The following is a 25,331-nucleotide window of genomic DNA, read 5'->3' as shown; positions in this document are numbered from 1 at the left end:
CCCCGAAGGGCCAGCGCCTTTGCGCGGAAGGCCAGCGACTTAGCCCAGGTTGGGCGCCAGCGTGCGCTTCAGGTCTTCGATGCTGCGACCGCTGCGCTTGGCGTAGTCCTCTAGCTGGTCTTCGCCGATCACGCCCACGTTGAAGTATTGCGAGTCGGGGTGGCTGAAGTAAAAGCCTGACACGCTGGACGCCGGGTACATGGCGTAGCTGTCGGTGAGCATCATGCCGATGTCGCTGCCGTCCAGCACGCGGAACATGTCGGTCTTGACCACGTGTTCCGGGCAGGCCGGGTAGCCAGGCGCGGGGCGGATGCCCACGTATTTTTCGGCAATCATGTCTTCGTTGGACAGGGCCTCGTCGGGCGCGTAGCCCCACAGGTCCTGGCGCACGCGGGCATGCAGGCATTCGGCGAAGCCTTCGGCCAGGCGGTCGGCCAAGGACTTCAACATGATGCTGGAATAGTCATCCAGCGCCTTCTCGAATTCCGCTTCCTTTTTCTCGATGCCAATGCCCGCCGTCACGGCGAACATGCCGATGTAGTCCATCTTGCCCGACGACTTGGGCGCGATGTAGTCCGACAACGATTTGTTGCTGACGCCTTCGCGCTTGGCGCCCTGCTGGCGCAGGTTGCGATACGTGAACAGCACTTCGCTGCGCGTTTCGTCCTTGTAGATTTCGATGTCTTCGTCGTTGACGCTGTTGGCCGGGTAGAAGCCGACGACGCCGTTGGCGGTCAGCCAGCGGCCTTCGACGATGCGCTTCATCATGGCCAGGCCGTCGGCGTAGACCTTGCGCGCCTGCTCGCCCACGACCTTGTCGTCAAGAATGGCGGGGAACGGGCCGAACAGGCTCCACGTCTGGAAGAACGGGCCCCAATCCACATACTTCACGATCTCGGCCAGGTCATAGCTCTTGAACGTGCGGCGGCCAATGAACTTCGGGCGCGGCGGCGTGTAGTTGTCCCAATCGATGACCGGACGCGAGGCGCGCGCGTCCGCCAGCGGCAGAATCGGCGTGGCCTTGCGGTTGGCGTGGCGGCGGCGCACGTCCTCATATTCCTGGGCCAGGTCGGCCAGGTAGGTTTCGGATTGGTCCGACATCAGATTCGTAGCCACGCCCACCGAACGGCTGGCGTCCGGCACATAGATGACCGGGCCGTCGTAGTTGGGCGCAATCTTCACGGCGGTGTGCACGCGGCTGGTGGTGGCGCCGCCGATCATCAGCGGCAGCTTGCGGCTGCGGAAGTACTCGTCGCGCTGCATTTCGCTGGCCACATAGGCCATTTCTTCCAGGCTGGGCGTGATCAGGCCGGACAGGCCGACGATGTCGGCGTTTTCTTCCTTGGCTTTTTCCAGGATCTGTGCGCAGGGCACCATCACACCCATGTTCACGACTTCGAAGTTATTGCACTGCAAGACCACCGACACGATGTTCTTGCCGATGTCGTGCACGTCGCCCTTGACGGTGGCGATGACGATCTTGCCCTTGGCGCGCACGTCGCCGCCAGCGGCCGCGATCTGGCGCTTTTCTTCTTCGATGAACGGAATCAAATGGGCCACGGCCTGCTTCATGACGCGCGCGGATTTCACCACCTGCGGCAGGAACATCTTGCCTTCGCCGAACAGGTCGCCCACGACGTTCATGCCGTCCATCAGCGGGCCTTCGATGACTTCGATGGGGCGGCCGCCCCGGTCAAAGATCTTCTGGCGTACTTCTTCGGTGTCTTCCACGATGAACGTGGTGATGCCGTGCACCAGCGCGTGCGACAGGCGCTGCTCGACGTCCGCCTTGCGCCAGGTCAGGTCTTCTTCGCGCTTGGCGCCGGAGCCCTTCACGCTGTCGGCAAACTGCACCAGGCGTTCAGTGGGCGTGCGCTCGTCGTCGGGCTCTGTCTTGCCGACGGGGTTGGGGCGGTCCAGCACCACGTCTTCAACCAGGTCGCGCAGTTTCGGATCCAGGTCGGCGTACACGCCCAACTGACCGGCGTTGACGATGCCCATCGTCATGCCTTCCTTGACCGCGTAATACAGGAACACGGTGTGGATGGCTTCGCGCATCGGCTCGTTGCCACGGAACGAGAAGCTGACGTTGGACACGCCGCCCGAGATGCGGGCGTGCGGCAGGTTGTCGCGGATCCAGCGGGTGCCTTCAATGAAGTCCACCGCGTAGTGGTTGTGTTCGTCGATGCCGGTGGCGACCGCGAAAACGTTCGGGTCGAAAATGATGTCTTCCGGCGGAAAGCCTTCTTCGTCGACCAGGATCTTGTACGCGCGTCCGCAGATTTCCTTGCGACGTTCCAGCGTGTCGGCCTGGCCCAGTTCGTCAAAGGCCATGACGACCACGGCCGCGCCGTAGCGGCGGCACAGGCGCGCGTGATGGCGGAAAGGCTCGATCCCTTCCTTCATGGAAATGGAGTTCACCACCGCCTTGCCCTGCACGCACTTCAGGCCGGTTTCGATGACTTCCCACTTCGAGCTGTCGATCATGACCGGCACGCGCGCGATGTCGGGCTCGGACGCAATCAAGTTCAGGAAGCGGTGCATGCAGGCCACCGAATCCAGCATGGCCTCGTCCATGTTGATGTCGATGATCTGCGCGCCGTTCTCAACCTGCTGGCGGGCCACGGCCAGCGCCTCGTCGTACTTTTCCTCGCGGATCAGGCGGGCGAACATCTTGCTGCCGGTCACGTTGGTGCGTTCGCCCACGTTGACGTACAGCGTGTCTTCGTCGATGTTCAGCGCTTCCAGGCCCGACAGGCGTGTCTTGACGGGAATGTCGGGCACGACGCGCGGCGTCAGCGACGCGACCTTGTCGGCAATGGCGCGGATGTGGTCGGGCGTGGTGCCGCAACAGCCGCCCGACATGTTCACCAGCCCGGCGCGGGCAAATTCTTCCAGCAGCGCGGACGTGTCGGCGGGCGTTTCGTCAAAGCCGGTTTCGGCCATGGGGTTGGGCAGGCCGGCGTTGGGGTACACGCAGACGTAGGTGTCACAGATCTTGGACAGCTCGGCCACGTAGGGCCGCATCAGCGCCGCGCCCAGCGCGCAGTTCAGGCCGATGGTGACGGGGCGCGCATGGCGCACGGAATTCCAGAAGGCTTCGACCGTCTGGCCCGACAGGATGCGGCCGGAAGCGTCGGTGACGGTGCCCGAGATCATCACGGGCAGGCGGATGCCGCGCGCTTCGAACACTTCTTCGGTGGCGAAGATGGCGGCCTTGGCGTTCAGCGTGTCGAAAATGGTTTCGATCAGGACGATGTCGATGCCGCCGTCCAGCAGACCGTTCAACTGCTCGATATAAGCCACGCGCAATTCGTCGAAGGTGACGTTGCGGGCGCCGGGGTCGTTCACGTCGGGCGAGATCGACGCGGTCTTGGGCTGCGGGCCCAGGGCGCCGGCCACAAAGCGCGGCTTGTCCGGCGTGCTGTAGGCGTCACAGGCTTCGCGCGCCAATTGCGCGGACACCAGATTCAGTTCGTAGGCCAGTTCGGGCAGGTCGTAGTCGCCCTGCGCGATGGTGGTGGCGCCGAAGGTGTTGGTCTCGATGACGTCGGCGCCCGCTTCCAGATATTGGCGGTGGATCTCGGAGATGACGTCGGGGCGCACCAGCGACAGCAGTTCGTTGTTGCCCTTGACGTCCTTGCCGTGTTCGGCGAAACGCTCGCCCCGGAAGTCGGCCTCGCCCAGCTTGTAGCGCTGGATCATGGTGCCCATGGCGCCGTCCAGGATCAGGATGCGCTTGCCCAGCAGGCGGGCGAATTCGCCGCCCTGGGTATAGGCTTCGGGCGGGTACGGCAGGCGGGGATATGACACGGGCAAGTCCGGATAAAGTGGCCAACGGCGGCGCGGATGTGGCTAAAAAGCGAAAAACGCCGGAAAAACAAGCCCTGATCGTAACAAAACGGGGTCTCTCGCGGCCTCGGGTGATACAGTTTCGGCCCCGAACCGGTGCTTTCGGCGCATTGGGCTGGCAAGAACGCAACACTTGCCGGTCCGCGTGCGAAAGGTAAACGGGAAACAGGAAGACGCCCCCCGGGCCGCCGCCGCCCACCAGGCTGCCGGCAGGCCCCGCGTCCAGCCTGTGCTGCCCCCGCAACGGTCCCCATGCGCGCTTTGCGCCCATGGCAGCCCGATACCGGCCAGTTCGATCGCCAGGAAGTCCATCGCCGCCACCCAGGCCAGCCTGGTTTGCCGTGGCGCGGGGCATCCTCCCATCGTGATTGGCCTGCGGGGTCGCGGGTCGCATCGAGGTTACGTAGATGAAAGCCCGCTCTATCCGGCGTTACGCCGGCGCCCTGCTCTGTTCCGCTCCGGCCATCGCCGCCGCTCAGCAAGCTGCCTCCCCCACCCCTGAACTCGACACGGTCACCGTCACCGCCCAACGCGTGCCGACCGACGGCCGCACGCTGCCGGTGTCCATTTCGGTGATCAGCGCCGAAGACATCGCCGCCAGCAGCGCCCGCACCATGCAGGACCTGCTGTCGACCCAGGCCGGCATCAACCTGATCAACACCAGCAGCTCCAGCGACAACGCGATTGTCGACCTGCGCGGCTTCGGCATCACGGGCGCCAGCAACACGCTGATCCTGATCGACGGCGTGAAGCAGAACACCAATGACCTGTCGGCTCCCAGCCTGGGCGTGGTGCCGCTGGACCAGGTGGAACGCATTGAAATCGTGCGCGGCAGCGGCTCGGTGCAATACGGCGGCGGCACGACCGGCGGCGTGATCAACATCATCACCAAGTCGGACTTCTCGAAAGAGCCGGTGACGGCCCGGGCCACCGCCACGTTCGGCAGCTACGGCCTGCGCCAGTACGACGCCGCGGTCGCGATGAACAACGAGAAGGTTGGCGTAGACGCCTACATGCAGTCGCTGCACAGCGACGGCTACCGCGACCACAGCGGCGAGCGTCGCGAGGGCGGCGGCGCCGGCATCACGCTGCGCCACGACAACGGCTCGATTCGCCTGTACGGCCGCACCACCTCGCAAAAGCTGGAACTGCCCGGCCCGCGCCTGATCAGCCCGTCGACCGGCGTGAACGAGTTCCAGGACGACCCGCGCGGCGCGAAGAACGATGTGGACTACGTCAAGACCACGTCCAACACCTTCGGCCTGCAAGTGGAGCAAGCCATTGGCGTGGGCATGCTGTACGCCGACCTGTCCACCCGCGAAAAGAAGCTGAACGGCCTGACGTATGACGGCTTTGGCGACACCTTGCGCGACCAGAAGCTGGAAGAGAACATCGCCAGCGTGCGCTATCGCCTGCCGATCAACGGCGGCCACAGCATCGTCTTCGGCGCCGACGCGCAGGAATCCAAGACCACCGCCAACCAGAACGCCTACTACGACTTCGAACCGTCGAAGTGGCAGTCGCGCCAGCACCAGTACGGCCTGTTCGCCGAAGGCCTGATCCGCGCCACCGACAGCACCACCGTCACGGCCGGCGTGCGCCGCCAGTACGCCTCGGACGATCTGGAAGTGCTGAGCGGGTCGGGCACCGCGTCCGACCGCAGCAACCACCTGACCGCCTGGCAGTTGGGCGTGCGCCAGGAACTGTCGGCCGGCTTCGGCCTGTACGGCAAGGTCGGCCGCAGCTTCCGCCTGCCCAACGCCGACGAACTGCTGTCGGTGCAAAGCCCGCTGGCCCCGCAAACGTCCATCGACAAGGAAATCGGCGTGACGTGGCAAGGGCAGGCCAGCAGCGCCCGCCTGTCGTACTTCCGCTATGACCTCACCAACGAAATCCAGTACAACCCGCTGGCCGACGGCATGTGGGGTCCGGGCACCGGCGCCAACACCAACCTTGACCCGACCCGCCGCCAAGGCATCGAACTGGAAGGCCGCACCGCCGTGTCCAGCAGCGTCACGCTGGATGCCAACCTGACCTGGATGGAAGCGCAATTCCGCTCGGGCACCTACGCGGGCGTGGACCTGGCCGGCAAGACCGTGCCGCTGGCGCCCAAGTGGCTGGCCAACGCCGGCGTGACCTGGCGCCCCACCGATGCGTTCCTGTGGAACGTGTCAGCGCAGTACGTGGGCAAGTCGCGCATGGACAACGACCAGGCCAACCAGTTCGACAAGGAACTGGACGCCTATGTGCTGTTCAACACGAAGGTGGCCTACAAGTTCACGCGCAACATCGAAGGCGCCATCGGCGTGAACAACATCTTCGATCGCCAGTACGCCACCTACGGCATACGCGGCGGCAATGCATCGTTCGAAATGCTGGGGCCGGTTGCCAACTACAACCTGTACCCGGCGCCGGGACGCAATTTCTACGCGTCGCTCACGCTGCGCTATTGATGGCGGACATCCGATATAGTCGGCGTTCTTCGCTGACCTTATCGGCTCTTGCATGACGTTCGCACGCGCATTGACCCGCCCCTGCCCGGGGCGGTCCCTGAAGCGATCCCTGGGCCTTGTGCTGGCCCAGGGCGCCCTGCTGGCTTCGGCGGCGACCATGGCCGCGCCCTCGGTCGCAGCGTCGGCCGCAACTTCGGACGCACCCTCGGTCGTACCTTCGTCCGCACCCTTGGCCGCTACCCCGGCCGCAATTCCCGCCGGCACCGCCATCCACACGCAGGACGACAAGGGCCGCCCGGTTTCCCTGGCCGCGCCCGCGCGCCGCGCCATCACGCTGGCCCCGCATGCGACTGAACTGGTTTACGCCGCCGGCGCGGGCGACTATCTGGCCGCCACCATCCGCGGCAGCGACTACCCCCCGGCCGCGCGCCAGGTGCCCGTGATCGGCGACGGCACGCAACCCGATGCCGAGCGCGTGGCCGCCGTCCGCCCCGACCTGCTGATCGCCTGGCAACCTACCGCCGCGCAACCTGTCGTGCGCGTCATGGACAAGCTGGGCGTGCCGGTGTTCTACAGCGACCCCTTGACGCTGGCCGCCATTCCCGACGCCGTGGAACGCATGGGTGTGTTGTTCGGCACCCAGGCACAAGCCCAACCGGCCGCCGCGCAACTGCGCGCGCGCCTGGCCGCCCTGACCGCGCGCTACGCTGGCCGCCGGCCGGTGCGCGTCTTCATCCAGGCCGGGCTGGAGCCGATCTACACATTGAACGACAGCAGCATCGTCAGCGACGCGCTGCGCATCTGCGGCGGCGTCAACGTCTTTGGCCAGGCGCCCATCGTGGCCCCCCAGGTCAGCCTGGAAGGCGTGCTGGCGGCCCGGCCCGAGGCCGTGCTGGCGGGCGTGAGCCGGCCTGAAGACACCGCCCGCAACCTGGCCGCGTGGCAGGCGCTGGGGCTGCCCGCCGCCCGCCTGGGGCACGTGTACGGCGTGGATGCCGACGCGCTGTATCGGCCGGGGCCGCGCCTGATCGACGCGGCCGAGGCCATCTGCGCCGACCTGGACCGGCTGCGCTGATCGGTTCTTGCTGATCCGTTCTTGCTGATCCGTTCTTGGCAATTACCACAATCCTTGAAAAACGGAACGCGGCTTCCCAGGGACTTCCGCGTGCGGCGCGACATCGTGCTTTATCATTCGCAAAAGCCTCTCAGTCAGCCTCCGCGGGCATCGCTGTGCGCACCCGCCCTTTGAAACACCGCCATGACCACACAAGACACTCTCACCATCGCCGGACGCGCCTATTCGTCGCGCCTGCTCGTCGGCACCGGCAAGTACAAGGACTTTGAACAGACCCGCGCGGCGCTGGATGCCAGCGGCACGGAAATCGTCACCGTCGCCATCCGCCGCACCAACATTGGCCAGAATGCGGGCGAACCGAACCTGCTGGACTACGTCCCGCCGTCCAAATTCACGCTGCTGCCCAACACCGCCGGCTGCTACAGCGCCGACGACGCCGTGCGCACGCTGCGCCTGGCGCGCGAACTGCTCGACGGCCACGATCTCGTCAAGCTGGAAGTGCTGGGCGACCCGCACACGCTGTTCCCGAACATGCCTGAAACCCTGAAGGCCACCAAGACGCTGGTCGACGAAGGCTTCAAGGTCATGGTCTATTGCACCGACGACCCCATCCAGTGCCGCATGCTGGAAGACATGGGCGCCGTGGCCGTCATGCCGCTGGCGTCCCTGATCGGCTCGGGCATGGGCATCCTGAACCCCTGGAACCTGCGCTTGATCATCGACCAGGCCCGCGTGCCGGTCGTGGTGGACGCCGGCGTGGGCACCGCGTCCGACGCCGCCATCGCCATGGAACTGGGCTGCGACGCCGTGCTGATGAACACCGCCATCGCCGCCGCGCAAGACCCGATCCTGATGGCCAGCGCCATGAAGAAGGGCGTGGAAGCCGGCCGCGAGGCTTTCCTGGCCGGCCGCATGCCCAAGAAGCTGTATAGCGGCGCGCCCAGCTCGCCCACCGAAGGGCTGATCACCGGCGGCCCGGGCGCGGCGAAATGAGTTCGCGCCAACAGGACGGCAACGCCCGTCCCATTCCCAACGCGCTGACCATCGCCGGCGTCGACCCGTCCGGCGGCGCCGGCATCCTGGCTGACGTCAAGGCCATGAGCGCGCTGGGCGCCTATGGTTGCGCCATCATCGCGGCGCTGACGGCGCAGAACACCAAGGGCGTCACCGGTATCTCGGCCGTGCCGCCCGCCTTCGTGGGCTTGCAGATCGACACGCTGTTCGCCGACGTGCGCATCGACGCGGTCAAGATCGGCATGCTGGGCCAGTACCCGGTGATTGAAGTGGTGGCCGAGAAGCTGGCCAAGTGGACCCCGGCGCACGTGGTGCTGGACCCGGTCATGGTCGCCAAGAGCGGCGACCTGCTGCTGGAGAACGACGCCGTGGGCGCCATGCGCGAGGCGCTGCTGCCGCAGTGCACGATGCTGACGCCCAACCTGCCCGAAGCCGGCGTGCTGCTGGAAGAGCGGCCGGTGGAAACCGTCAAGGAAATGCGGCGCGTGGCCGAACGCCTGCGCAACAAGCTGGCGCATTCCGGCGAACGCTGGGTGCTGGTCAAGGGCGGCCATCTGCCCGGCAATGAAACCATCGACCTGCTGCACGACGGCGACCGCATGATCGAACTGCCCGGCCACCGCATCGAAACGACCAATACCCACGGCACGGGCTGCACGCTGTCGGCGGCACTGGCGGCCTTGTTGCCGCAAATTGGGGACGTACCCGAGGCCGCCCGCCGCGCCAAGGCGTATCTGACCGAAGCCATCCGCCACGCCGAGCGCCTGTCGGTGGGGTCGGGCCACGGCCCGGTGCATCACTTCCACGCCTGGTGGTAGGCGCGTAGATCAAGGCTACGTTTTGCCCGAGACCTCGCGGCGCTTTTCGAAGCGCCGCGCTCATTTCCACGGCCGGATTCGCGGCGCGGCCCGGCCTGAAACAGGTGCCTGCGGCGCGCGCCGTCACAGGACGCTACGAATCGGTACAATGGCCGGCTGATTCCTCTGTTTTTTCCTGACCGTCATGAACGCTTCGACCCTGCCCGACGTAGAACAAGCCCGCTTCAATATGGTGGAACAGCAGATCCGCCCTTGGGACGTCCTGGACGCCAACGTGCTGCAAGCGCTGTTCGATGTGCGCCGCGAACAATTCGTTCCGCCGGCCCTGCGCGCCCTGGCGTTTTCCGACCTGGAACTGCCGCTTGAAATCAATGCGGTGAACACCCGCCAGACCATGCTCGCCCCCAAGGTTGAAGCGCGTCTGGCGCAAGAACTGCAATTGACCAAGTCCGACTGTGTGCTGGAAATCGGCACCGGTTCCGGCTACCAGGCCGCGCTGCTGGGCTATCTGGCCCAACAGGTGACCTCGGTTGAAATCGACAGCCGCCTGGTGACGTTCGCGCAGCAGAACCTGCAAATGAACAACGTCACCAACGTGAAGGTTGAAACCGGCGACGCCCGCAACGGCTGGGGCTCCACCGAATACGACGCCATCCTGGTCACGGGTTCGGTGCCGGTCGTGCCGGACGCGCTCAAGTATCAATTGCGCGTGGGTGGCCGTCTGGTCGTCATCGTGGGCCAGGCTCCCGTCATGACGGCCTGTCGCATCACCCGCACCACCGCCGCCAGCTTCGAAACGGTGAACCTGTTCGAAACCGTGATCAAGCCGCTGCGCGGCGTTGCGGTGTCGCAGTTCAAGTTCTAAACCCCCTCCCTGCCGCCCCGCGCCCGCCCCGCATCGGGGCCAACGCATTCCGGGGCGGCCCGGCGTATCGTTGAAAATCATGCGCGTCCGACTGCTTACGGCTTTACTGGTATTTACCTGCGCCGCAAGCGTCGGGCCGTCACCCGCGTTCGCGCAGAACCTGATCCAGGTCTGGCAAGCCGCGCTGGGCAATGACCCGACCTACGCCGCCGCCCGCGCCAACTATCGCGCCGGGCTGGAAAAAGAACCCCAAGCAAGATCGCTGCTGCTGCCGCTGATCACGGCGGAAGCCGGTGGCGCCTACCAGGAAACGCGCAGCACGCGCGGCCTGGGCGTGTCGTATAGCGGCGGGCGCGGCGTCTGGGATCTGGCGCTGACCCAGCCTCTGTTTGATTGGGGCCGCTGGCAGAACTACGAACAGTCCAAGCTGATCGTTGCCGATGTCGAGGTGCAACTACAGCAGGCCTATCAAGACTTGCTGCTGCGTGTTGCCGATGCGTATTTCAACGTGCTGTATGCGCAAGACGCGCTGACCGCCACCGAGGCCGAGAAGGCCGCCGTGGCCGGGCAACTGGAATCGGCGAAGCGCAATTTCGAGTTGGGCAATTCCACGGTCACTGACACGTATGAAGCGCAGGCGCGCTACGACCTGGTGGTGGCGCAGGAACTACGCCTGCAGAACGATCTGGACGTGCGCCGCGACGAGCTCGCCAAGATCATCGGCTCACCGCCTGGCGCGCTGGCCGAACTGCCCTACGGCGTGCAATTGCCCGCGCCCCAACCCGCCCGCGTCAACGACTGGAGCACACAAGCCGAGTCATCCAGCCTGGAAGTGCTGCGCGCGCAGTTGCTGACCCGCATCGCGGGGCGAGAGATCCAGATCGCCAAGAGCGGCCACTACCCCAGCCTGAACCTGCGCGCCACCAGCGGCAGCGCCAGCGACGCGGTCATGCGCAATGCCGCGCCGGGCAAACCGATCGACAACACGGTCGGCGTGGTGCTGTCGATTCCGCTGTATTCGGGTGGCGGCGTGTCGTCGCAAGTGACCGAAAAGGTGCAGTTGGAACAGAAGGCCCGCCACGATTTCGAAACCGCGCGCCGGCAAGCAATTCAAGCTGCGCGGCAGTATTACACCGGCGTGACGAGTGGGCTGGCACGTATCCAAGCGCTGGAAGCGGGCGAGAAGTCCAGCCGAGCGGCGGTGGAAGCCAACCGCACGGGCTACGAAGTGGGCGTGCGTATCAACCTGGATGTGTTGAACGCGCAGCAACAGCTTTATGCGACGCAACGGGATCTGGCGCTGGCGAGGTATAGCACGGTGTTGTCGGGATTGAGGTTGAAGGCAACCAGCGGCATCCTGGCCGAGACGGATCTGGAAGCGATCAATCGATTGTTGAGGGAACCGCGGTGAGGGAGTGATGGGTTGCGCGCGATGGGTGATGGGTTGCGCGCGATGGGCGCTTGGTCGTTCATGACCGATGTGCCGCGCTTCACCCATCCTACGCATCAAGGACAAGATGCCCCGCTCGTAGGATGGGTGTAGCGCGCGATACCCGTCACAAGAACCCGGTCGAAGATCGCGCGTAACCCATCGCGCGGACGTTGCTGATGGGTTACGCGCGACAAACGCCAATTTTCGCGCGCCGGCGGTGCCGCGCTTCACCCATCCTACGCATCAAGGACAGGATGCCCCGCTCGTAGGATGGGTGTAGCGCGCGATACCCGTCACAAGAACCCGACCGAAGATCGCGCGTAACCCATCAGCTTCCCGCGCAAAAAAATGCGGCCCTTAAGCCGCATGTTTGTCAGCCGCCCTGGATCTTCTTCACCAGCGCCGTCGTGGAGCGCTCGAATTCGAACGGGATCGCCACCGCGCGGCCGCCCCAGCTTTTTACCAGCGCCGTTTCCGGCAGCGTTTCCATGTCGTAGTCGCCGCCCTTGACGATCAGGTCGGGCTTGATCTCGCCGATCAAGGCTTCGGGTGTGTCTTCATGGAACGACGTGACCACGGTCACGCAGCCCAGCGCGGCAAGTAGCGCGGCGCGGTCTTCCATGCGATTTAACGGACGTTCGGCGCCTTTGCCCAGGCGGCGCACCGACTCGTCGGTGTTCACTGCCACTACCAGCGTCGCGCCCAGCTGGGCGGCCTGGTCCAGATACGTGGCGTGGCCGCGATGCAGGATGTCGAAGACGCCGTTGGTGAATACCAGCGGCCGCGGCAGGCGGCCAGCGGCGACGGCGGCGACGCATTCGTCGCGGGACAGGACTTTGGATTCAAAACGGGCGGCGGACATGCGGCGATTATATCCGCGCATCCGCCGCCAAGAAGCAGCATCCCCGGGGGCTCTCCGGCGAGCTTTCCGGGCAGCATCTCGGCATTATTCCGGGCAGCATCTCGGCATCATTCCCGGCAGCATCTCGGCATCATTCCCGGCAGCATCTCGGCATCATTCCCGGCAGCATGCCGAGCAGCATCCCCCACAACACGGCAGGCGCCCCAGAACAGCCCGCCGCCCGAGAAATATCAGGCGCCGTCCAGGATGATCTTCTTTTCCTTGGGTACGACCAGCGCCGTCATTTCCTTGCGGTAGCGGTTCAGGTCCTTCACCGTTTCGAAGCTGCGATCCATCAGCTTGGACAAAATGTGCAGGATGCGGCTGGCGACCTTTTGTTCCCAGATGCCGTCAAAGCGGATCTGCGTGTCCAGCCAGTGCTCCAGCCAGCCCGGCTCGGGCAGGCGCGATTGCACGGTGTCGTTGGGGAACAGGTCTTTGTTCACGTGCAGGTTGGTCGGGTGCAGCGCCTGCTGCGTCCGGCCGGCCGAGGCCATCAGCACGCCGATCTTCGAGAACGCCAGGCGGGCCTGCTCGCTGGTGTCCTGGCCACGGTCATGCAGCGCGCGGCGCATGTATTGCAGATACGCGCCGGCATGGCGGGCTTCGTCTTGCGCCACGGTCTTGTAGATGGCCTTGATGACCGGTTCCGTGTGCCATTCCGCGGCACGGCGATACCAGTGGTTCAGGCGGATTTCGCCGCAGAAGTGCAGCATCAGCGTTTCAAGTTCCGGCGCGGCGTCGAATTCGAAGCGCACGTTGTGCAGCTCTTCTTCGGTGGGAACCAGGTCCGGACGGAAGCGGCGCAGGTATTCGATCAGCACCAGCGAATGCTTCTGTTCTTCAAAGAACCACACCGACATGAATGCGCAGAAGTCACTGTCGCCGCGGTTGTCGCGCAGGAACATCTCCGTGGCCGGCAGCGCCGCCCATTCGGTGATGGCGTTCATCTTGATGGTTTGCGCCTGCTCGTCAGAGAGCTTGCTGCTATCGAAATCCCCCCAGGGGATGTCGTGAGCCATGTTCCAGCGCACCGCTTCCATGGTCTTGAAGAGTTCAGGATAAAGCATGGTCTGCCCTTGTATTCGTCCCGCTTGTGGGGCGATAGAAATTAATGAATGGCGCGCGCGTCTTGTCGGCGTGACGCTGCATTCATCCACCGCAGCGCTATTTTTCGCCGTTTCCCGCGAAGCTATGATGACCGTTTCATGAATGAAACATGACAGCGTTCGTCTAGATCATTGCGCCGCCTACCGGGTCAAGGCCCATATTGCGACCCCGATCGCAAGAGCCACTACCCCAACCAGCGCTGCAACCAGCCGGTTGTTCTGTTCCTGGGCGCGCCGCAGGTGAACCATCTCGGCCAGCAGCGCCGGCGAGACGTTCGGGCGGCTCAGGTGGTCATGGACCAGCCTGGGCAAAGCGGGCAGCATTTGCGACCACTGCGCGGCTTCTTTTTCCAGGCTTTGGCGCAAGCCCTTGAACCCGACACGCTGGCGCATCCAGCGTTCCAGATAAGGCTTGGCCGTCTTCCAGAGATCCAGGTCTGGGTCGAGCTGACGGCCCAATCCCTCGACGTTCAGCAAGGTCTTTTGCAGCAAGACCAGTTGCGGCTGGATCTCTACATTGAACCGGCGCGACGTCTGGAACAGGCGGAGCAGGACCTGCCCCAGCGAGATCTCGGACAGCGGCCGGTCAAAGTACGGTTCGCAGACGGCGCGCACGGCGCCCTCCAGTTCTTCTTCGCGCGTGTCGGCGGGCACCCAGCCCGATTCGATATGCAGTTGCGCCACACGCCGGTAATCGCGGTGGAAGAAGGCCAGGAAATTCTGCGCCAGATAATTTTTGTCGAACTCGGACAGCGAGCCCACGATGCCGAAGTCCAGCGCGATGTAGCTGCCAAGCGTGTCAGGGCGGTCCGACACATAGATGTTGCCGGGGTGCATGTCGGCGTGGAAGAAGCCGTCGGTAAACACCTGCGTAAAGAAGATTTCCACCCCGGTGCGCGCCAGCGTCGGGATGTCGATGCCCGCCTCGCGCATGCGCTGCACCTGGCCCACCGGCATGCCGTACATGCGTTGCATCGTGAACACAGTGGATGCGGTGTATTCCCAGATCACCTCGGGCACGATCAGCATGTCGCCCCGGCCGGATTCCGGGCCGAAGTTGCGGCGCAACTGGCTGCAGTTGGACGCTTCGCGCACCAGGTCCAGTTCGTCGTGCAGGTATTTGTCGAATTCGGCCACGACTTCTCGCGGCTTCAGGCGGCGGCCGTCGGCGCCCAGTCGTTCGATGATGCGCGCCACGATCTTCAGCAGCGACAGGTCTTTTTCGATGATGCCCAACATGCCGGGCCGCAACACTTTCACGGCGACCTCGCGGCCGTCGTGCAGCACGGCAAAGTGCACCTGCGCGATCGACGCCGACGCCACCGGGTCTACATCGAACTGCGCGAACAGCTTTTCGGGCGGCGCGCCCAGCGCGGCCTCGATGCAGGCCGCCGCCTGTGCCGACGGGAACGGGGGCACGCGGTCTTGCAGCAAGGCAAGTTCGTCAGCGATATCAGCGGGGATCAGGTCGCGCCGGGTGGACAGCACCTGGCCGAACTTCACAAAGATGGGGCCCAGCGACTCCAGCGCCAGGCGCAGGCGCTGCCCACGGGGCTGGCGCGGGCGCGTGCCCAGGCGGATGACGCGCAACAGGCAGGTGGCCAGCGGGTGGTTCAGGCCGGACAGGACGAGCTCGTCGAGGCCATAGCGCAGGGATACAACGATGATGCGAAGCAGGCGCAGCAGGGGAAACATGGATCAGGCACCCCGCTTTGCACTGGCGGAAGCCAGACGGGTTTGCAGCGCACCGGCCGAACGCGCCAGCGCGTCCGCGCGCGTGTTCAGCTCGGCCAGGTCCAGGCGCCATTGCTCCAGTGCGGGGCGGCCCACCAGCACGCCGCTTTCTTCGGCCAGGTATTCAGACACGTTTTCGGCCAGCCGCTTGCTGGCCGTGCGTGCGCCGTCGGCCGCCGCGCGCGCGCCGCCCACGATGCGCAGGGCGGCGATATCGCCCACCACGCGGGCCAGCGCGTCTTCGGGATCCCAGCGCAACTGCTTGGACAGATCAGCCACCACCTGCGCCAGGGCGGCATCGCCCGAGATGTGCGTGGCTTCGGCGAAATCAGGCGCTTCGCGATCATCGCCCAAGCCTCCGAGACGCGGCAGGGGCAGTTTTTCAGGGGCGACCGTCAAGGTCACGTCGGGCACCACGGCCGGGTCGGCTTGCGCGGCCAGGCCTTCGCTGTCGATCGTCAGGGCCAGCGTAAAGGCGCCCAGCGCAAATCGCACGGTCTTGCCCGCGTGCTTCGCCAGGCGCTCGCGCGCCCAGTCCTCGCGCCGCAACAAGGCGTTGAGCGCGCTGACAGCCATTCGCGAGGGGGTGGGCAGGAACGAAAAAGGCAGCATGACGGTCTGCAACGACCCGGTGGCCGGGGTTGCCGAAATTAGTGGCTAAATCGGGAGTGTAACGGGTTAGATGCGAGCGCGTTTCAGGCAGCGGGACAAGGAAAAACCGGCCCATCTAGGGCCGGTTCTATCGGATGCCGGGTGGCATCCTTCAGCAGTGGACAGGGTCAACCCCGGCCAAACAGCGTTTAGCTGGCCAGATCCACGGGGATCTGTTGAATGCCGGCCAACAGCCAGCCGCCATTGGCGGGCTTGAACAGGTTCCAGACTTCTTCGAAGCGGAAGGCCTCGGTACCCGGGGCCTCGCGCAGCATGCCGGAGAAGCGCACGCTGGCCAGGTGGCCGTCGGATACGGTCTCGATACCCAGCATTTCAGCGTTCAGCAGGACCACTTCGGTCTTGTTGGGCGCCGCGCCGCGCTCGGCCAATTGCGGCTTGAGCTCGGTGATCAGGTCATCGGTCAGGAAGTCGCGCAGACCATCGGTGCTGCCGCTGTCCCAAACGGCCTGGATGCGAACGAACTGCTCCTTGGCCTGCTTCAGGAAGGCGGGCGTGTCGAAGTCGCCCGGCACGAACCAGTTGTTGTCCGCGCCAGCCTCGGGCAGCACAGCCGGAGGCGCCACAGGCGCGGCGGCGGCAGCGGCAGCCGGAGCGGCAGCGGCGGTCGGCTTCAGCGCTTCACGCCACATGGGCTGCTGTTGCTGGCCCGGTGCGTTGTTGGCGCCATTGAACGCGCCTTGCGTTGCCGTACGCGGACCGGCGCCACGCAGGCGACGGATGATGAACATGACAGCGAACACGACAGCGGCGATCAGCAGCGCGGAACCGAGGAATTCGGCGAACGCGCCCGACAAGCCCATGCTGGACAACAGGGCGGCGATACCCAGGCCAGCGGCGATGCCGGCGATGGGGCCAAGCCAGCGCGACGCGCCGCTCTTGGCGGCGGCGCCCGCGGCACCTGCCGTGGCAGCGCCCGCGGCGGCCGGGGCCGCGGTGGCGCCGGCCGTGTTGTTGGCGGCGGCCGGCGGCGTGGTGGCCTGGCGCTGCTGGGTCACATTGGAGGATTGACGGCCGACGCTGCTGCCACCACCCGCGCGACGGGCTTCGGCATCAAACGATGCCGTGACCAACGCCGCGCCGGAAACGGCGATGAGCGCCGCGGCGACAAACCGCGAAAAACAGAATTTGGACATAGAGTTTGCTCCCTCGTACTCGCGCCCCCGCTGCCCCGAGCAGCAAGGAGTCCCACGGACAGCGGGACCTATTCGCGACTTTTCTTACAGTAATCTGAACGTCGTAAGAATAACGGACAAGCGGCCGCCCCACAAGTTCCCCGTGGGGGACGAATCATCCGATGAACATGCCGGGTTCAGCCCAGGCGCACGCCTTCGTGCAGCGCGGCGATGCCGGCGGTCAGGTTGAAGTACTGCACCCGTTCCAGGCCGGCGGTACGCAGCATGTCGGCCAGGGTTTCCTGGTCGGGATGCATGCGGATGGATTCAGCCAGATAGCGGTAGCTGGCCTCGTCGTTAGCAATTTTCTTGCCCAGCCACGGCAATACGTTGAAGGAATACCAGTCGTAGGCGGGCGACAAGGGCTTGGCCACGCGCGAAAATTCCAGCACCAGCAGCTTGCCCCCCGGCTTGAGCACCCGCGCCATTTCAGCCAGCGCACGGTCCTTGTGGGTCATGTTGCGCAGGCCGAAGGCCACGCTGACACGGTCGAAATACCCGGTGGGGAACGGCAGGCGCTCGGCGTCGCACACGGTGGTGGGCAGCAGCAGGCCGGCGTCGGTCATGCGGTCGCGGCCTACGCGCAGCATGGAATCGTTGATGTCGGTCAGCCAGACCTCGCCCGTGGGGCCGGCGCGCTTGGCGAACGCCTTGGCCAGATCGCCCGTGCCGCCGGCAATGTCCAGCACCTTCATGCCGGGGCGGATGGCGGCGCGGCCAATGGTGAAGGCCTTCCAGATGCGGTGCAGGCCCGCCGACATGAAGTCGTTCATGACGTCGTAGCGCTGGGCGACCGAATGGAAAACTTCAGCGACCTTACGGGCCTTTTCGCCTTCCGGCACCGTTTGGAAACCGAAATGCGTGGATGAGTCGTTGGATTGCGCGGAATGTTGCGATTCGGAGGGGTTTTGCATAGTGAATTCCCGATATATCGGGCAATGGTAGCCTATCGGGCATGCGGCGGCGGCTCGAAAACCCGCCCTGAAAGCGCCTGGCGGTCACATACCTGAAATATTGCGGCCATACTATCGCAATGTTCGCGCCGCGCCGGCGCTCAGAAGCGTGCCAAATTCGCCATGTCCAGCACCATCCTCGTCGTCGAAGACGAACCCGCAATCCAGGAACTGATCGCCGTCAACCTGTCCTTCGCGGGGCACAAAGTGCTGCGCGCCTTCGACGCCGACCAAGCCCAGACCCTTATCCGCGCCGAATTGCCCGACCTGATCCTGCTGGACTGGATGCTGCCCGGCACGTCCGGCCTGGCCATGGCACGCAAGCTGCGCAATGACGAGCGCACCCGCGCCGTGCCGGTCATCATGCTGACCGCCAAGGGTTCCGAACAAGACAAGGTTGACGGCCTGGAAGCCGGCGCCGACGACTACATCACCAAGCCCTTCTCGCCCAAAGAGTTGATGGCCCGCATCAAGGCCGTGCTGCGCCGCCGCGCGCCCCAGCTGACCGACGACGTCATCGACGTGGGCGGCCTGAAGCTGGATCCGGTGACGCATCGCCTGTCGGGCAACAGCCAGTCGCTGCAGATCGGCCCCACCGAGTTCCGCCTGCTGCACTTCTTCATGACCCACCCCGAGCGCGTGTTCTCGCGCTCGCAACTGCTGGACCAGGTCTGGGGCGACCACGTGTTCGTTGAAGAACGCACCGTGGACGTGCATATCCGCCGCTTGCGCAAGGCGCTGGAACCCAGCGGCCACGACGCGCACGTGGAAACGGTCCGTGGTAGCGGTTACCGGTTTACGGCACAGCTTCCGACGCGGTAAAACTCCCGCACGATGATCTGGCTGCGCACACTTTTCCTGGTCGCCCTGTGGGCGGTGATTGCCTTACTGGCGCAATGGCTCATAGGAGACCCCGCGGGCTGGATTGTATTTTCAGCCGCACAGGCCACCATGCTGCTTTGGCGCAGTTGGCGCCTGACGCTGGTTTCCCGTTGGGCCAATCAGCCCGACACCTCGCCCCCCGCTTCCGTCGGCCCCTGGGACGACATCCTTGCCCCCCTTTACCGCTACACCCGCGCGCGTGCCCGTGAGCTGACCGAAACCCGCGACACCATGCAAGGCATGCTGGCCGCCGCCCAGGCCTTGCCGGACGGCGCGGTCACGCTGAATGAAGATTTTCAGATTGACTGGTGCAACCGCATGGCGCGCCAGCATCTGGGTCTGCGCCTGCCGGCCGACCGTGGTCACAATCTGCTGAACCTGCTGCGCGCCCCGGAGTTCGTGGAATACGCGCATCGGCCCGCGTGGCCCGAGCCCATCCTGGTGCGCCTGGGCCAACAGGGCCAGGAACGCTTGATGATGATGCAGCTGACGTCCTACGCCAGCAACCAGCGCCTGCTCATCACCCGCGACGTGACGCAGATCGAACGCCTGGAAACGACCCGCCGCGACTTCGTCGCCAACGTGTCGCACGAACTGCGCACGCCGCTGACGGTGCTGGCGGGCTTTCTGGAAACGCTGCGCGACATGCCCGCCGACGCGCTGCCCGAAGAACAGCGCGCGCAGTACATCGACATGATGCACGAGCAGGCCCAGCGCATGCAGGCCATCGTGGAAGATCTGCTGACCTTGTCCACGCTGGAATCGTCGCCGGGCAGCGACCCGCGCGCCATCAACATGGGCGCGCTGCTGCAAAAGGCGCGCCAGCAGATCGAAGCGCTGTCGGGCGGACGCCATGTGCTCGAATGGCATATAGACGAAGCGCTGGACGTGCTGGGCGCCGAGACGGAACTGACCTCTGCCTTGTCCAACCTGCTGACCAACGCGGTGCGCTATACGCCCGATGGCGGCACGATCACCGTGCGCTGGGCACGCGAGCCCGATGGCGGCGCGCGCTATAGCGTGCAGGACACCGGCATCGGCATCCCCGCGCGCCACCTGCCGCGCCTGACCGAACGCTTCTACCGCGTGGATCGCGGACGCTCGCGCGCGGTCGGCGGCACTGGCCTGGGGCTGGCGATCACCAAGCACATCGCCATGCGCCACGACGCCGAACTGCTGATCACCAGCGAACCCGGCAAGGGCAGCGTTTTCACCCTGCGTTTTCCGCCCGAACGCATCGCCGTGGACGAAGCTGAATAAGGGGCTGCGGCTTCGGCCGCAATCCCGGCTGCCCCCGCCCCTCGCCCGCACCGCGCTCGCGGCGCGGGTGGTAAATTCCGGGCCATGCGCATCCTGGTTATCGAAGACGAACCCAAGCTGGCCGACTACCTGAATAAGGGCCTGTCGGAACAGAGCCATGTCGTGGACGTGGCGCGCGACGGCGTGGACGGCCTGCATCTGGCGCTGGAAGGCGCGTACGACCTGATCGTGCTGGACGTGATGCTGCCCGGCGTGGACGGCTTCGGCATTCTGGCCGCCGTGCGGGCGCGCAAAGACACCCCCATCCTGATGCTGACCGCGCGCGACGCGGTGGAAGACCGCGTGCGCGGCCTGGAAGGCGGCGCCGACGACTACCTGGTCAAGCCCTTTGCCTTTTCGGAATTTCTGGCGCGAGTGCAGGCGCTGTTGCGCCGTGGCCGCGCGCAGGAACCCACGCTGCTGCGGCTGGCCGACCTGGAACTGGATCTGGCCAGCCGTCGCGCCCAGCGCGGCGGGCGCCGGCTGGACCTGACCGCCAAGGAATTCAGCCTGCTTGCGCTGCTGCTGCGCCGCCAGGGCCAGGTGCTGTCGCGCACCACGCTGGCCGAACAGGTGTGGGACATGAATTTCGACAGCGACACCAATGTCATCGACGTGGCGGTGCGCCGCCTGCGCAGCAAACTGGACGCCCCCTACGAAGCCAAGCTGCTGCATACCGTGCGCGGCATGGGCTACGTGCTGGAGTCGCGCAGCCAGCCGCTGCCGACATGACGCAGGCTGACGAATGGCCGCGCCCATGAGGTCACTCCGATGACACCGCCCCGCCCCAAGCCGCCCCGCATGCGCTCGATGCAAGCCCGGCTGACGCTGCTGCTGGGCGCCATTGCGCTGCTGGTGTCCAGCCTGGCGGGCGCGACCTTGTTCTGGGCGCTCAAGCGCGAAGTCGAGCGCCAGGAAATCACCGAGGTCAGCGGCAAGCTGGAACTGATCGACCACTTGATCGACATGCAAAACAGCGCCAGCGGCCTGCAAGACCTGGCCGCCACCTTTGACCAGATGCGTGCGGGGCAAGGCCAGTTGGGCATCTGGATCGTGGACGCGCAAGGCCACGCCGTCTATGGCGGACCGCCGCCTGAAACGCTGGACACGGTCAACGGCCGGCAGGTGGTGCTGCAAACCGCCGACGGCGGCCGCATGCGCGGTTTGCGCGTCGCCATGAACGACCGCATCCTGCCCGGCGCGCAATTGACCGTGGCGGTCAGTACCCGCACCAGCTCGCAATTCCTTTACGCCTATGGCACGGCGCTGGTGCTGATCTGCGCGCTGTGGGTGGGCGCGACCGTGGTGCTGGCGGCCTGGGCCGTGCGACGCAGCATGGCCCCCACTCGGCGCCTGTCGGAACAGGCCGCGCGCATCCAGCCCGACAACCTGGCGCACCGTTTGCCGCTTGAAGACACCGACCGCGAACTGCATGACCTGGTGCGCTCGTTCAACCGCACGCTGGAACGCCTGCAAGCGGCCTATCAGCAAATGGAAGGGTTCAACGCCGACGTGGCGCATGAGCTGCGCACGCCGCTGGCCACGCTGATCAACGGCGCTCAGGTCATGCTGTCGTCGCCGCGCGATGCCGCCGAACTGCGCGACGCGCTGGAATCCAACCTGGAAGAACTTGAAGACCTGAAGACGCTGGTCAACGACATGCTGTTCCTGGCCCGCGCCGATCGGGGCGAACAGGCGGCCGACCTGGCGCCCGTGTCATTGGCCGCCGAAGCGCGGCGGGTGGCGGACTACTACGAGGCCATGCTGGAGGCACAAGGCGTGCGCCTGCGCTGCGAGGGCGATGCGACGGTGGCGGCCAACCCCGGCCTGGTGCGCCGGGCACTGGCCAACCTGATCGCCAACGCCATCAAGGCCACGCCAGCCGGAAGCGAAATCGTGCTGACCTGTTCCGCGCAAACGGCGGGCGCGCGCGTGGAAGTGCGCAACCCCGGCACGCCGATTCCGGCGGCGGACCTGCCCCGCATCTTTGACCGCTTCTTCCGGTCGGGCGCATCGCGCGCGCCGCGCAGCGAGGGCCACGGACTGGGGCTGGCCATCGTGCGCGCCATCGCCCGCATGCATGGCGGCGATGTCGATGCGGCGTCCGACGCGAACGGCACGGTGGTGGGCATCACACTGAAGGGTTCTCACTCGACCCCGGACCGGTCCCTGACCAACGCGCCGGCGAACATTACAAAACCGTAATCCAGGCGACAGAATCAGGTCACCCCGGCTTTCCTAAAGTGTCATCACGGTCACTCCTTCAAGGACTTTCGTGAAAGACGCTCTGCCCCGCTTCCGCCCCGCCGCGAAGCCCATGGGCACCTCATCTCTTGCCCGCCGCCGCTTTGTGCAAGGCCTGGCCACGGGCGGCGCGTTGGCGGCGCTGGGCGGCTGGCGCGCCGCCTGGGCCGCGCCCGCACCCGCCCTCACCGCCGAACTACGCGGCACCGAATTCCATCTGGAGATCGGTGAAACACCCGTGAACTACACCGGCGCGGCCCGCATCGCCACCACGGTCAACGGCCAGTTGCCTGCGCCAATACTGCGCTGGCAAGAAGGCGACACGGTCACGCTGCACGTCACGAACCGGCTGCGCGAACAAACGTCCATTCATTGGCACGGCATTCTTCTGCCTTCCAACATGGACGGCGTGCCAGGCATGAGCTTTGGCGGCATCGACCCCGGCCAGACGTTTACCTACCGCTTTCCGGTGCGTCAAAGCGGCACGTACTGGTATCACAGCCATTCGGGCTTTCAGGAACAGACCGGCCTGTACGGTGCCATCGTCATCGACCCACGCCATCACGACCCCGTCGCCTTCGACCGCGAGCACACGGTGCTGTTGTCCGACTGGACGGACGAAGATCCCATGCGGCTGTTCAACAAGCTCAAGGTGATGCCCGATTACTACAACGGCATCCAGCCCAGCGTCCAGAGCCTGTCGGCCGACGCGCGCGAGCACGGCTGGCGCGCCGCGCTGTCCGAACGGCTGATGTGGGAGCAGATGCGCATGAATCCGTCGGACCTGGCGGACGTGTCCGGCGCCACCTACACCTTCCTGACCAACGGCGCCACACCCGCCGGCAACTGGACGGGGCTGTTCAAACCGGGCGAACGCATCCGGCTGCGCTTCATCAACGGCTCGGCGATGACCTACTTCGATGTGCGCATTCCCGGCCTGAAGATGACGGTGGTGGCCGCCGACGGGCAGGACGTGCGGCCGGTGGAGATAGAGGAATTCCGCATTGGCGTGGCGGAAACGTATGACGTCATCGTCGAACCCAAAGACGAGCGTGCCTACACCATCTTCTCGCAAGCCATGGACCGTTCGGGGTACGCCCGCGCCACGCTGGCGCCGCGCGCCGGCATGCAGGCGGACGTCCCCGCGCTGGACCGCGTGCAACTGCTGGGCATGATGGATATGGGGATGTCGCATGACATGGGCGCAAGCAAGGAAGCCCCCATGGACGATGCCGGCGGCACGGACCATGGCGCGATGAACCACGGCGCCGTGCCCGGCCTGGAACACGGCGATGCGCACGGCTCAGGGGCTGGCGAAGGCGGCATGGTTCAAGTCCAACACCCCTACCCCACGGAACGCGGCGTGGGCAATTCCATGTTGCCGGACCAGGTGTCGACGCGACTGGACGACCCGGGCGTGGGCCTGCGCAACAACGGCCGCCGCGTGCTCACCTATGCGGACCTGCATTCGCTGCGCGAACCCGACGACAAGCGCGCGCCATCGCGCGAGATCGAACTGCATCTGACGGGCAACATGGAACGCTACATGTGGTCGTTCAACGGCGTGAAGTTTTCGGATGCCAAGCCCATCGTGCTGCGCTACGGCGAGCGCGTGCGCTTTGTGCTGGTCAACGACACGATGATGACGCACCCCATCCACCTGCATGGCCTGTGGAGCGACCTGGAGTCGCCCGACGGCGCTTTCCAGGTCCGCAAGCACACCATCACGCTCAACCCCGCGCAGCGGCTCAGCTACCGGGTCAGCGCCGACGCGCGCGGGCTCTGGGCATACCACTGCCACCTGCTGTATCACATGGAGGCCGGTATGTTCAGAGCGGTCGTGGTGGAGTAATCAATGACGCTTTCGATGAAACCCTCAATGACATCGAGCACACGGCAACTGAAGCTGTGCGCCGTGGCAATGGCAATGACGCTGGCCGCGGCAGGCGCGCAGGCGCAGTCGCCCGCCGCGGATCATGGCACGATGGACCATTCCAGCATGGACCACGGCGCGACGCCCTCACCCGAACCGGCCTCGACAGACCACTCCAGCATGGACCACGGCGCGGCGCCGCCAACTGCCCCGGCCGCGATGGATCACGCGGACATGAACCATGACGCCCCCGCTTCGGGTTCGCCGCCCCTGGGCAGCCTGCCGTCCAGCGACGGCGCGGGGGAACGCGGCTACGACAGCTATGGCATCCACCCACACATGATGGACAACGCGCCTACTTGGCAGGTGCTGTTCGACAAATTCGGCGTATCGCGCAACCGCGATGGCCAGAACGCGCTGGAGTGGGATGGCCGCTTCTGGTTCGGCACCGCCACCGACCGCCTGGTCGTGAAGAGCGAAGGTGAACGCGAAAACGGTGGCGGCTCGGACGGCAAGGTCGAAGCCTTCTGGAGCCACGCGGTATCGCCCTTCTGGGACCTGCAACTGGGTGCGCGCCGCGACATCGGCACCGGCCCCAAGCGCAACTGGGCCGCCTTCGGCATTGAAGGCGTGCTGCCTTACAACGTAGAACTGGAAACCACCGCGTATGTGGGCGCGTCGGGCCGCACGGCGCTGGCGCTGAAGGCCGAATACGACCTGCTGCTGACGCAACGGCTGATCTTCACGCCCGAGCTGGAAGCCAGCCTGTATGGCAAGTCCGATGCCGAACGCGGCATCGGGTCGGGCCTGTCCACGGGCTCGCTGTCCTTGCGCTTGCGCTATGAAGTCACGCGCGAATTCGCGCCGTATATCGGCGTATCCTTTGAACGAAAGTTCGGCCAGACGGCGCGCTACGCGTCGGACGCCGGCGCCAGCCGGTCGCAGACCGCCGTCATGGCCGGCGTGCGATTCTGGTTCTGACG

General features: G+C 65.6%; 19 protein-coding genes. 12 read left to right on the top strand and 7 right to left on the bottom strand.

Annotation, left to right across the window (positions count from 1 at the left end; translation table 11 throughout):
* Positions 1-39: 39 nt before the first annotated feature.
* On the bottom strand, positions 40-3,813 hold the full coding sequence (metH, locus tag M2361_RS27280; protein ID WP_259252890.1) for a methionine synthase: 3,774 nt from the start codon (positions 3,811-3,813) through the stop codon (positions 40-42).
* A gap of 446 nt (positions 3,814-4,259) precedes the next feature.
* Here metH and M2361_RS27275 point away from each other — a divergent pair, with 446 nt between their 5' ends.
* The 6 genes from M2361_RS27275 to M2361_RS27250 all read left to right on the top strand — a co-directional run bounded on the left by M2361_RS27275 (position 4,260) and on the right by M2361_RS27250 (position 11,488).
* On the top strand, positions 4,260-6,305 hold the full coding sequence (locus M2361_RS27275) for a TonB-dependent receptor (protein ID WP_259252889.1): 2,046 nt from the start codon (positions 4,260-4,262) through the stop codon (positions 6,303-6,305).
* A gap of 52 nt (positions 6,306-6,357) precedes the next feature.
* Positions 6,358-7,380: a cobalamin-binding protein gene (locus M2361_RS27270; protein ID WP_259252888.1), complete on the top strand. Its 1,023-nt coding sequence runs from the start codon at positions 6,358-6,360 to the stop codon at positions 7,378-7,380.
* Positions 7,381-7,563: 183 nt separating this feature from the next.
* Positions 7,564-8,373: a thiazole synthase gene (locus tag M2361_RS27265; protein WP_259252887.1), complete on the top strand. Its 810-nt coding sequence runs from the start codon at positions 7,564-7,566 to the stop codon at positions 8,371-8,373.
* On the top strand, positions 8,370-9,212 hold the full coding sequence (gene thiD, locus M2361_RS27260; RefSeq protein WP_259252886.1) for a bifunctional hydroxymethylpyrimidine kinase/phosphomethylpyrimidine kinase: 843 nt from the start codon (positions 8,370-8,372) through the stop codon (positions 9,210-9,212). The genes M2361_RS27265 and thiD overlap by 4 nt, the downstream gene beginning before the upstream one ends.
* A 184-nt stretch (positions 9,213-9,396) precedes the next feature.
* Positions 9,397-10,077: a protein-L-isoaspartate O-methyltransferase gene (locus tag M2361_RS27255; protein WP_050449103.1), complete on the top strand. Its 681-nt coding sequence runs from the start codon at positions 9,397-9,399 to the stop codon at positions 10,075-10,077.
* A gap of 79 nt (positions 10,078-10,156) precedes the next feature.
* Positions 10,157-11,488 carry a TolC family outer membrane protein gene (locus M2361_RS27250; protein ID WP_100853308.1) on the top strand — a complete coding sequence of 444 codons (1,332 nt, stop codon included), beginning with the start codon at positions 10,157-10,159 and terminating at the stop codon, positions 11,486-11,488.
* Positions 11,489-11,882: 394 nt separating this feature from the next.
* Here M2361_RS27250 and rfaE2 read toward each other — a convergent pair whose 3' ends face one another.
* The 6 genes from rfaE2 to ubiE form a co-directional block, all read right to left on the bottom strand.
* Positions 11,883-12,371 (bottom strand): D-glycero-beta-D-manno-heptose 1-phosphate adenylyltransferase, encoded by a 489-nt coding sequence (gene rfaE2, locus M2361_RS27245; protein ID WP_050449144.1) that lies wholly within the window; start codon positions 12,369-12,371, stop codon positions 11,883-11,885.
* Positions 12,372-12,601: 230 nt separating this feature from the next.
* Positions 12,602-13,480 carry a ferritin-like domain-containing protein gene (locus tag M2361_RS27240; RefSeq protein ID WP_259252885.1) on the bottom strand — a complete coding sequence of 293 codons (879 nt, stop codon included), beginning with the start codon at positions 13,478-13,480 and terminating at the stop codon, positions 12,602-12,604.
* A 180-nt stretch (positions 13,481-13,660) separates the two neighbouring features.
* Entirely contained in the window at positions 13,661-15,214 is a 1,554-nt protein-coding gene (gene ubiB / locus M2361_RS27235) for a ubiquinone biosynthesis regulatory protein kinase UbiB (protein ID WP_259252884.1), read from the bottom strand.
* A 3-nt stretch (positions 15,215-15,217) separates the two neighbouring features.
* Positions 15,218-15,865 (bottom strand): SCP2 domain-containing protein, encoded by a 648-nt coding sequence (locus M2361_RS27230; protein ID WP_259252883.1) that lies wholly within the window; start codon positions 15,863-15,865, stop codon positions 15,218-15,220.
* Between the two features lie 188 nt (positions 15,866-16,053).
* Positions 16,054-17,058, bottom strand: coding sequence for a Tim44 domain-containing protein (locus M2361_RS27225; RefSeq protein WP_259252882.1), 1,005 nt, complete (start codon positions 17,056-17,058; stop codon positions 16,054-16,056).
* 176 nt (positions 17,059-17,234) lie between these two features.
* Positions 17,235-18,011, bottom strand: a complete 777-nt coding sequence (gene ubiE / locus M2361_RS27220; RefSeq protein ID WP_259252881.1) for a bifunctional demethylmenaquinone methyltransferase/2-methoxy-6-polyprenyl-1,4-benzoquinol methylase UbiE — start codon at positions 18,009-18,011, stop codon at positions 17,235-17,237.
* A 162-nt stretch (positions 18,012-18,173) separates the two neighbouring features.
* On the opposite strand from ubiE, the gene phoB reads away from it, so the two are divergent.
* From phoB to M2361_RS27190, 6 genes are all read left to right on the top strand, one after another.
* Positions 18,174-18,872 carry a phosphate regulon transcriptional regulator PhoB gene (phoB, locus tag M2361_RS27215; RefSeq protein WP_006227196.1) on the top strand — a complete coding sequence of 233 codons (699 nt, stop codon included), beginning with the start codon at positions 18,174-18,176 and terminating at the stop codon, positions 18,870-18,872.
* 12 nt (positions 18,873-18,884) lie between these two features.
* Positions 18,885-20,192 (top strand): phosphate regulon sensor histidine kinase PhoR, encoded by a 1,308-nt coding sequence (gene phoR, locus M2361_RS27210; RefSeq protein ID WP_259252880.1) that lies wholly within the window; start codon positions 18,885-18,887, stop codon positions 20,190-20,192.
* Positions 20,193-20,276: 84 nt separating this feature from the next.
* Positions 20,277-20,963 carry a heavy metal response regulator transcription factor gene (locus M2361_RS27205; protein ID WP_259252879.1) on the top strand — a complete coding sequence of 229 codons (687 nt, stop codon included), beginning with the start codon at positions 20,277-20,279 and terminating at the stop codon, positions 20,961-20,963.
* Between the two features lie 39 nt (positions 20,964-21,002).
* Positions 21,003-22,436 (top strand): heavy metal sensor histidine kinase, encoded by a 1,434-nt coding sequence (locus tag M2361_RS27200; protein ID WP_259252878.1) that lies wholly within the window; start codon positions 21,003-21,005, stop codon positions 22,434-22,436.
* A gap of 112 nt (positions 22,437-22,548) precedes the next feature.
* Entirely contained in the window at positions 22,549-24,327 is a 1,779-nt protein-coding gene (locus M2361_RS27195) for a copper resistance system multicopper oxidase (RefSeq protein WP_259252877.1), read from the top strand.
* A gap of 27 nt (positions 24,328-24,354) precedes the next feature.
* Entirely contained in the window at positions 24,355-25,329 is a 975-nt protein-coding gene (locus M2361_RS27190) for a copper resistance protein B (protein ID WP_259252876.1), read from the top strand.
* Positions 25,330-25,331: the final 2 nt, after the last annotated feature.

The sequence above is a fragment of the Achromobacter sp. JUb104 genome (assembly GCF_024806975.1).
Lineage (GTDB): Bacteria > Pseudomonadota > Gammaproteobacteria > Burkholderiales > Burkholderiaceae_B > Achromobacter > Achromobacter spanius.
Note: the sequence above shows the minus strand (reverse complement) of the source record. Positions and strands in the feature narration are given on the sequence as shown.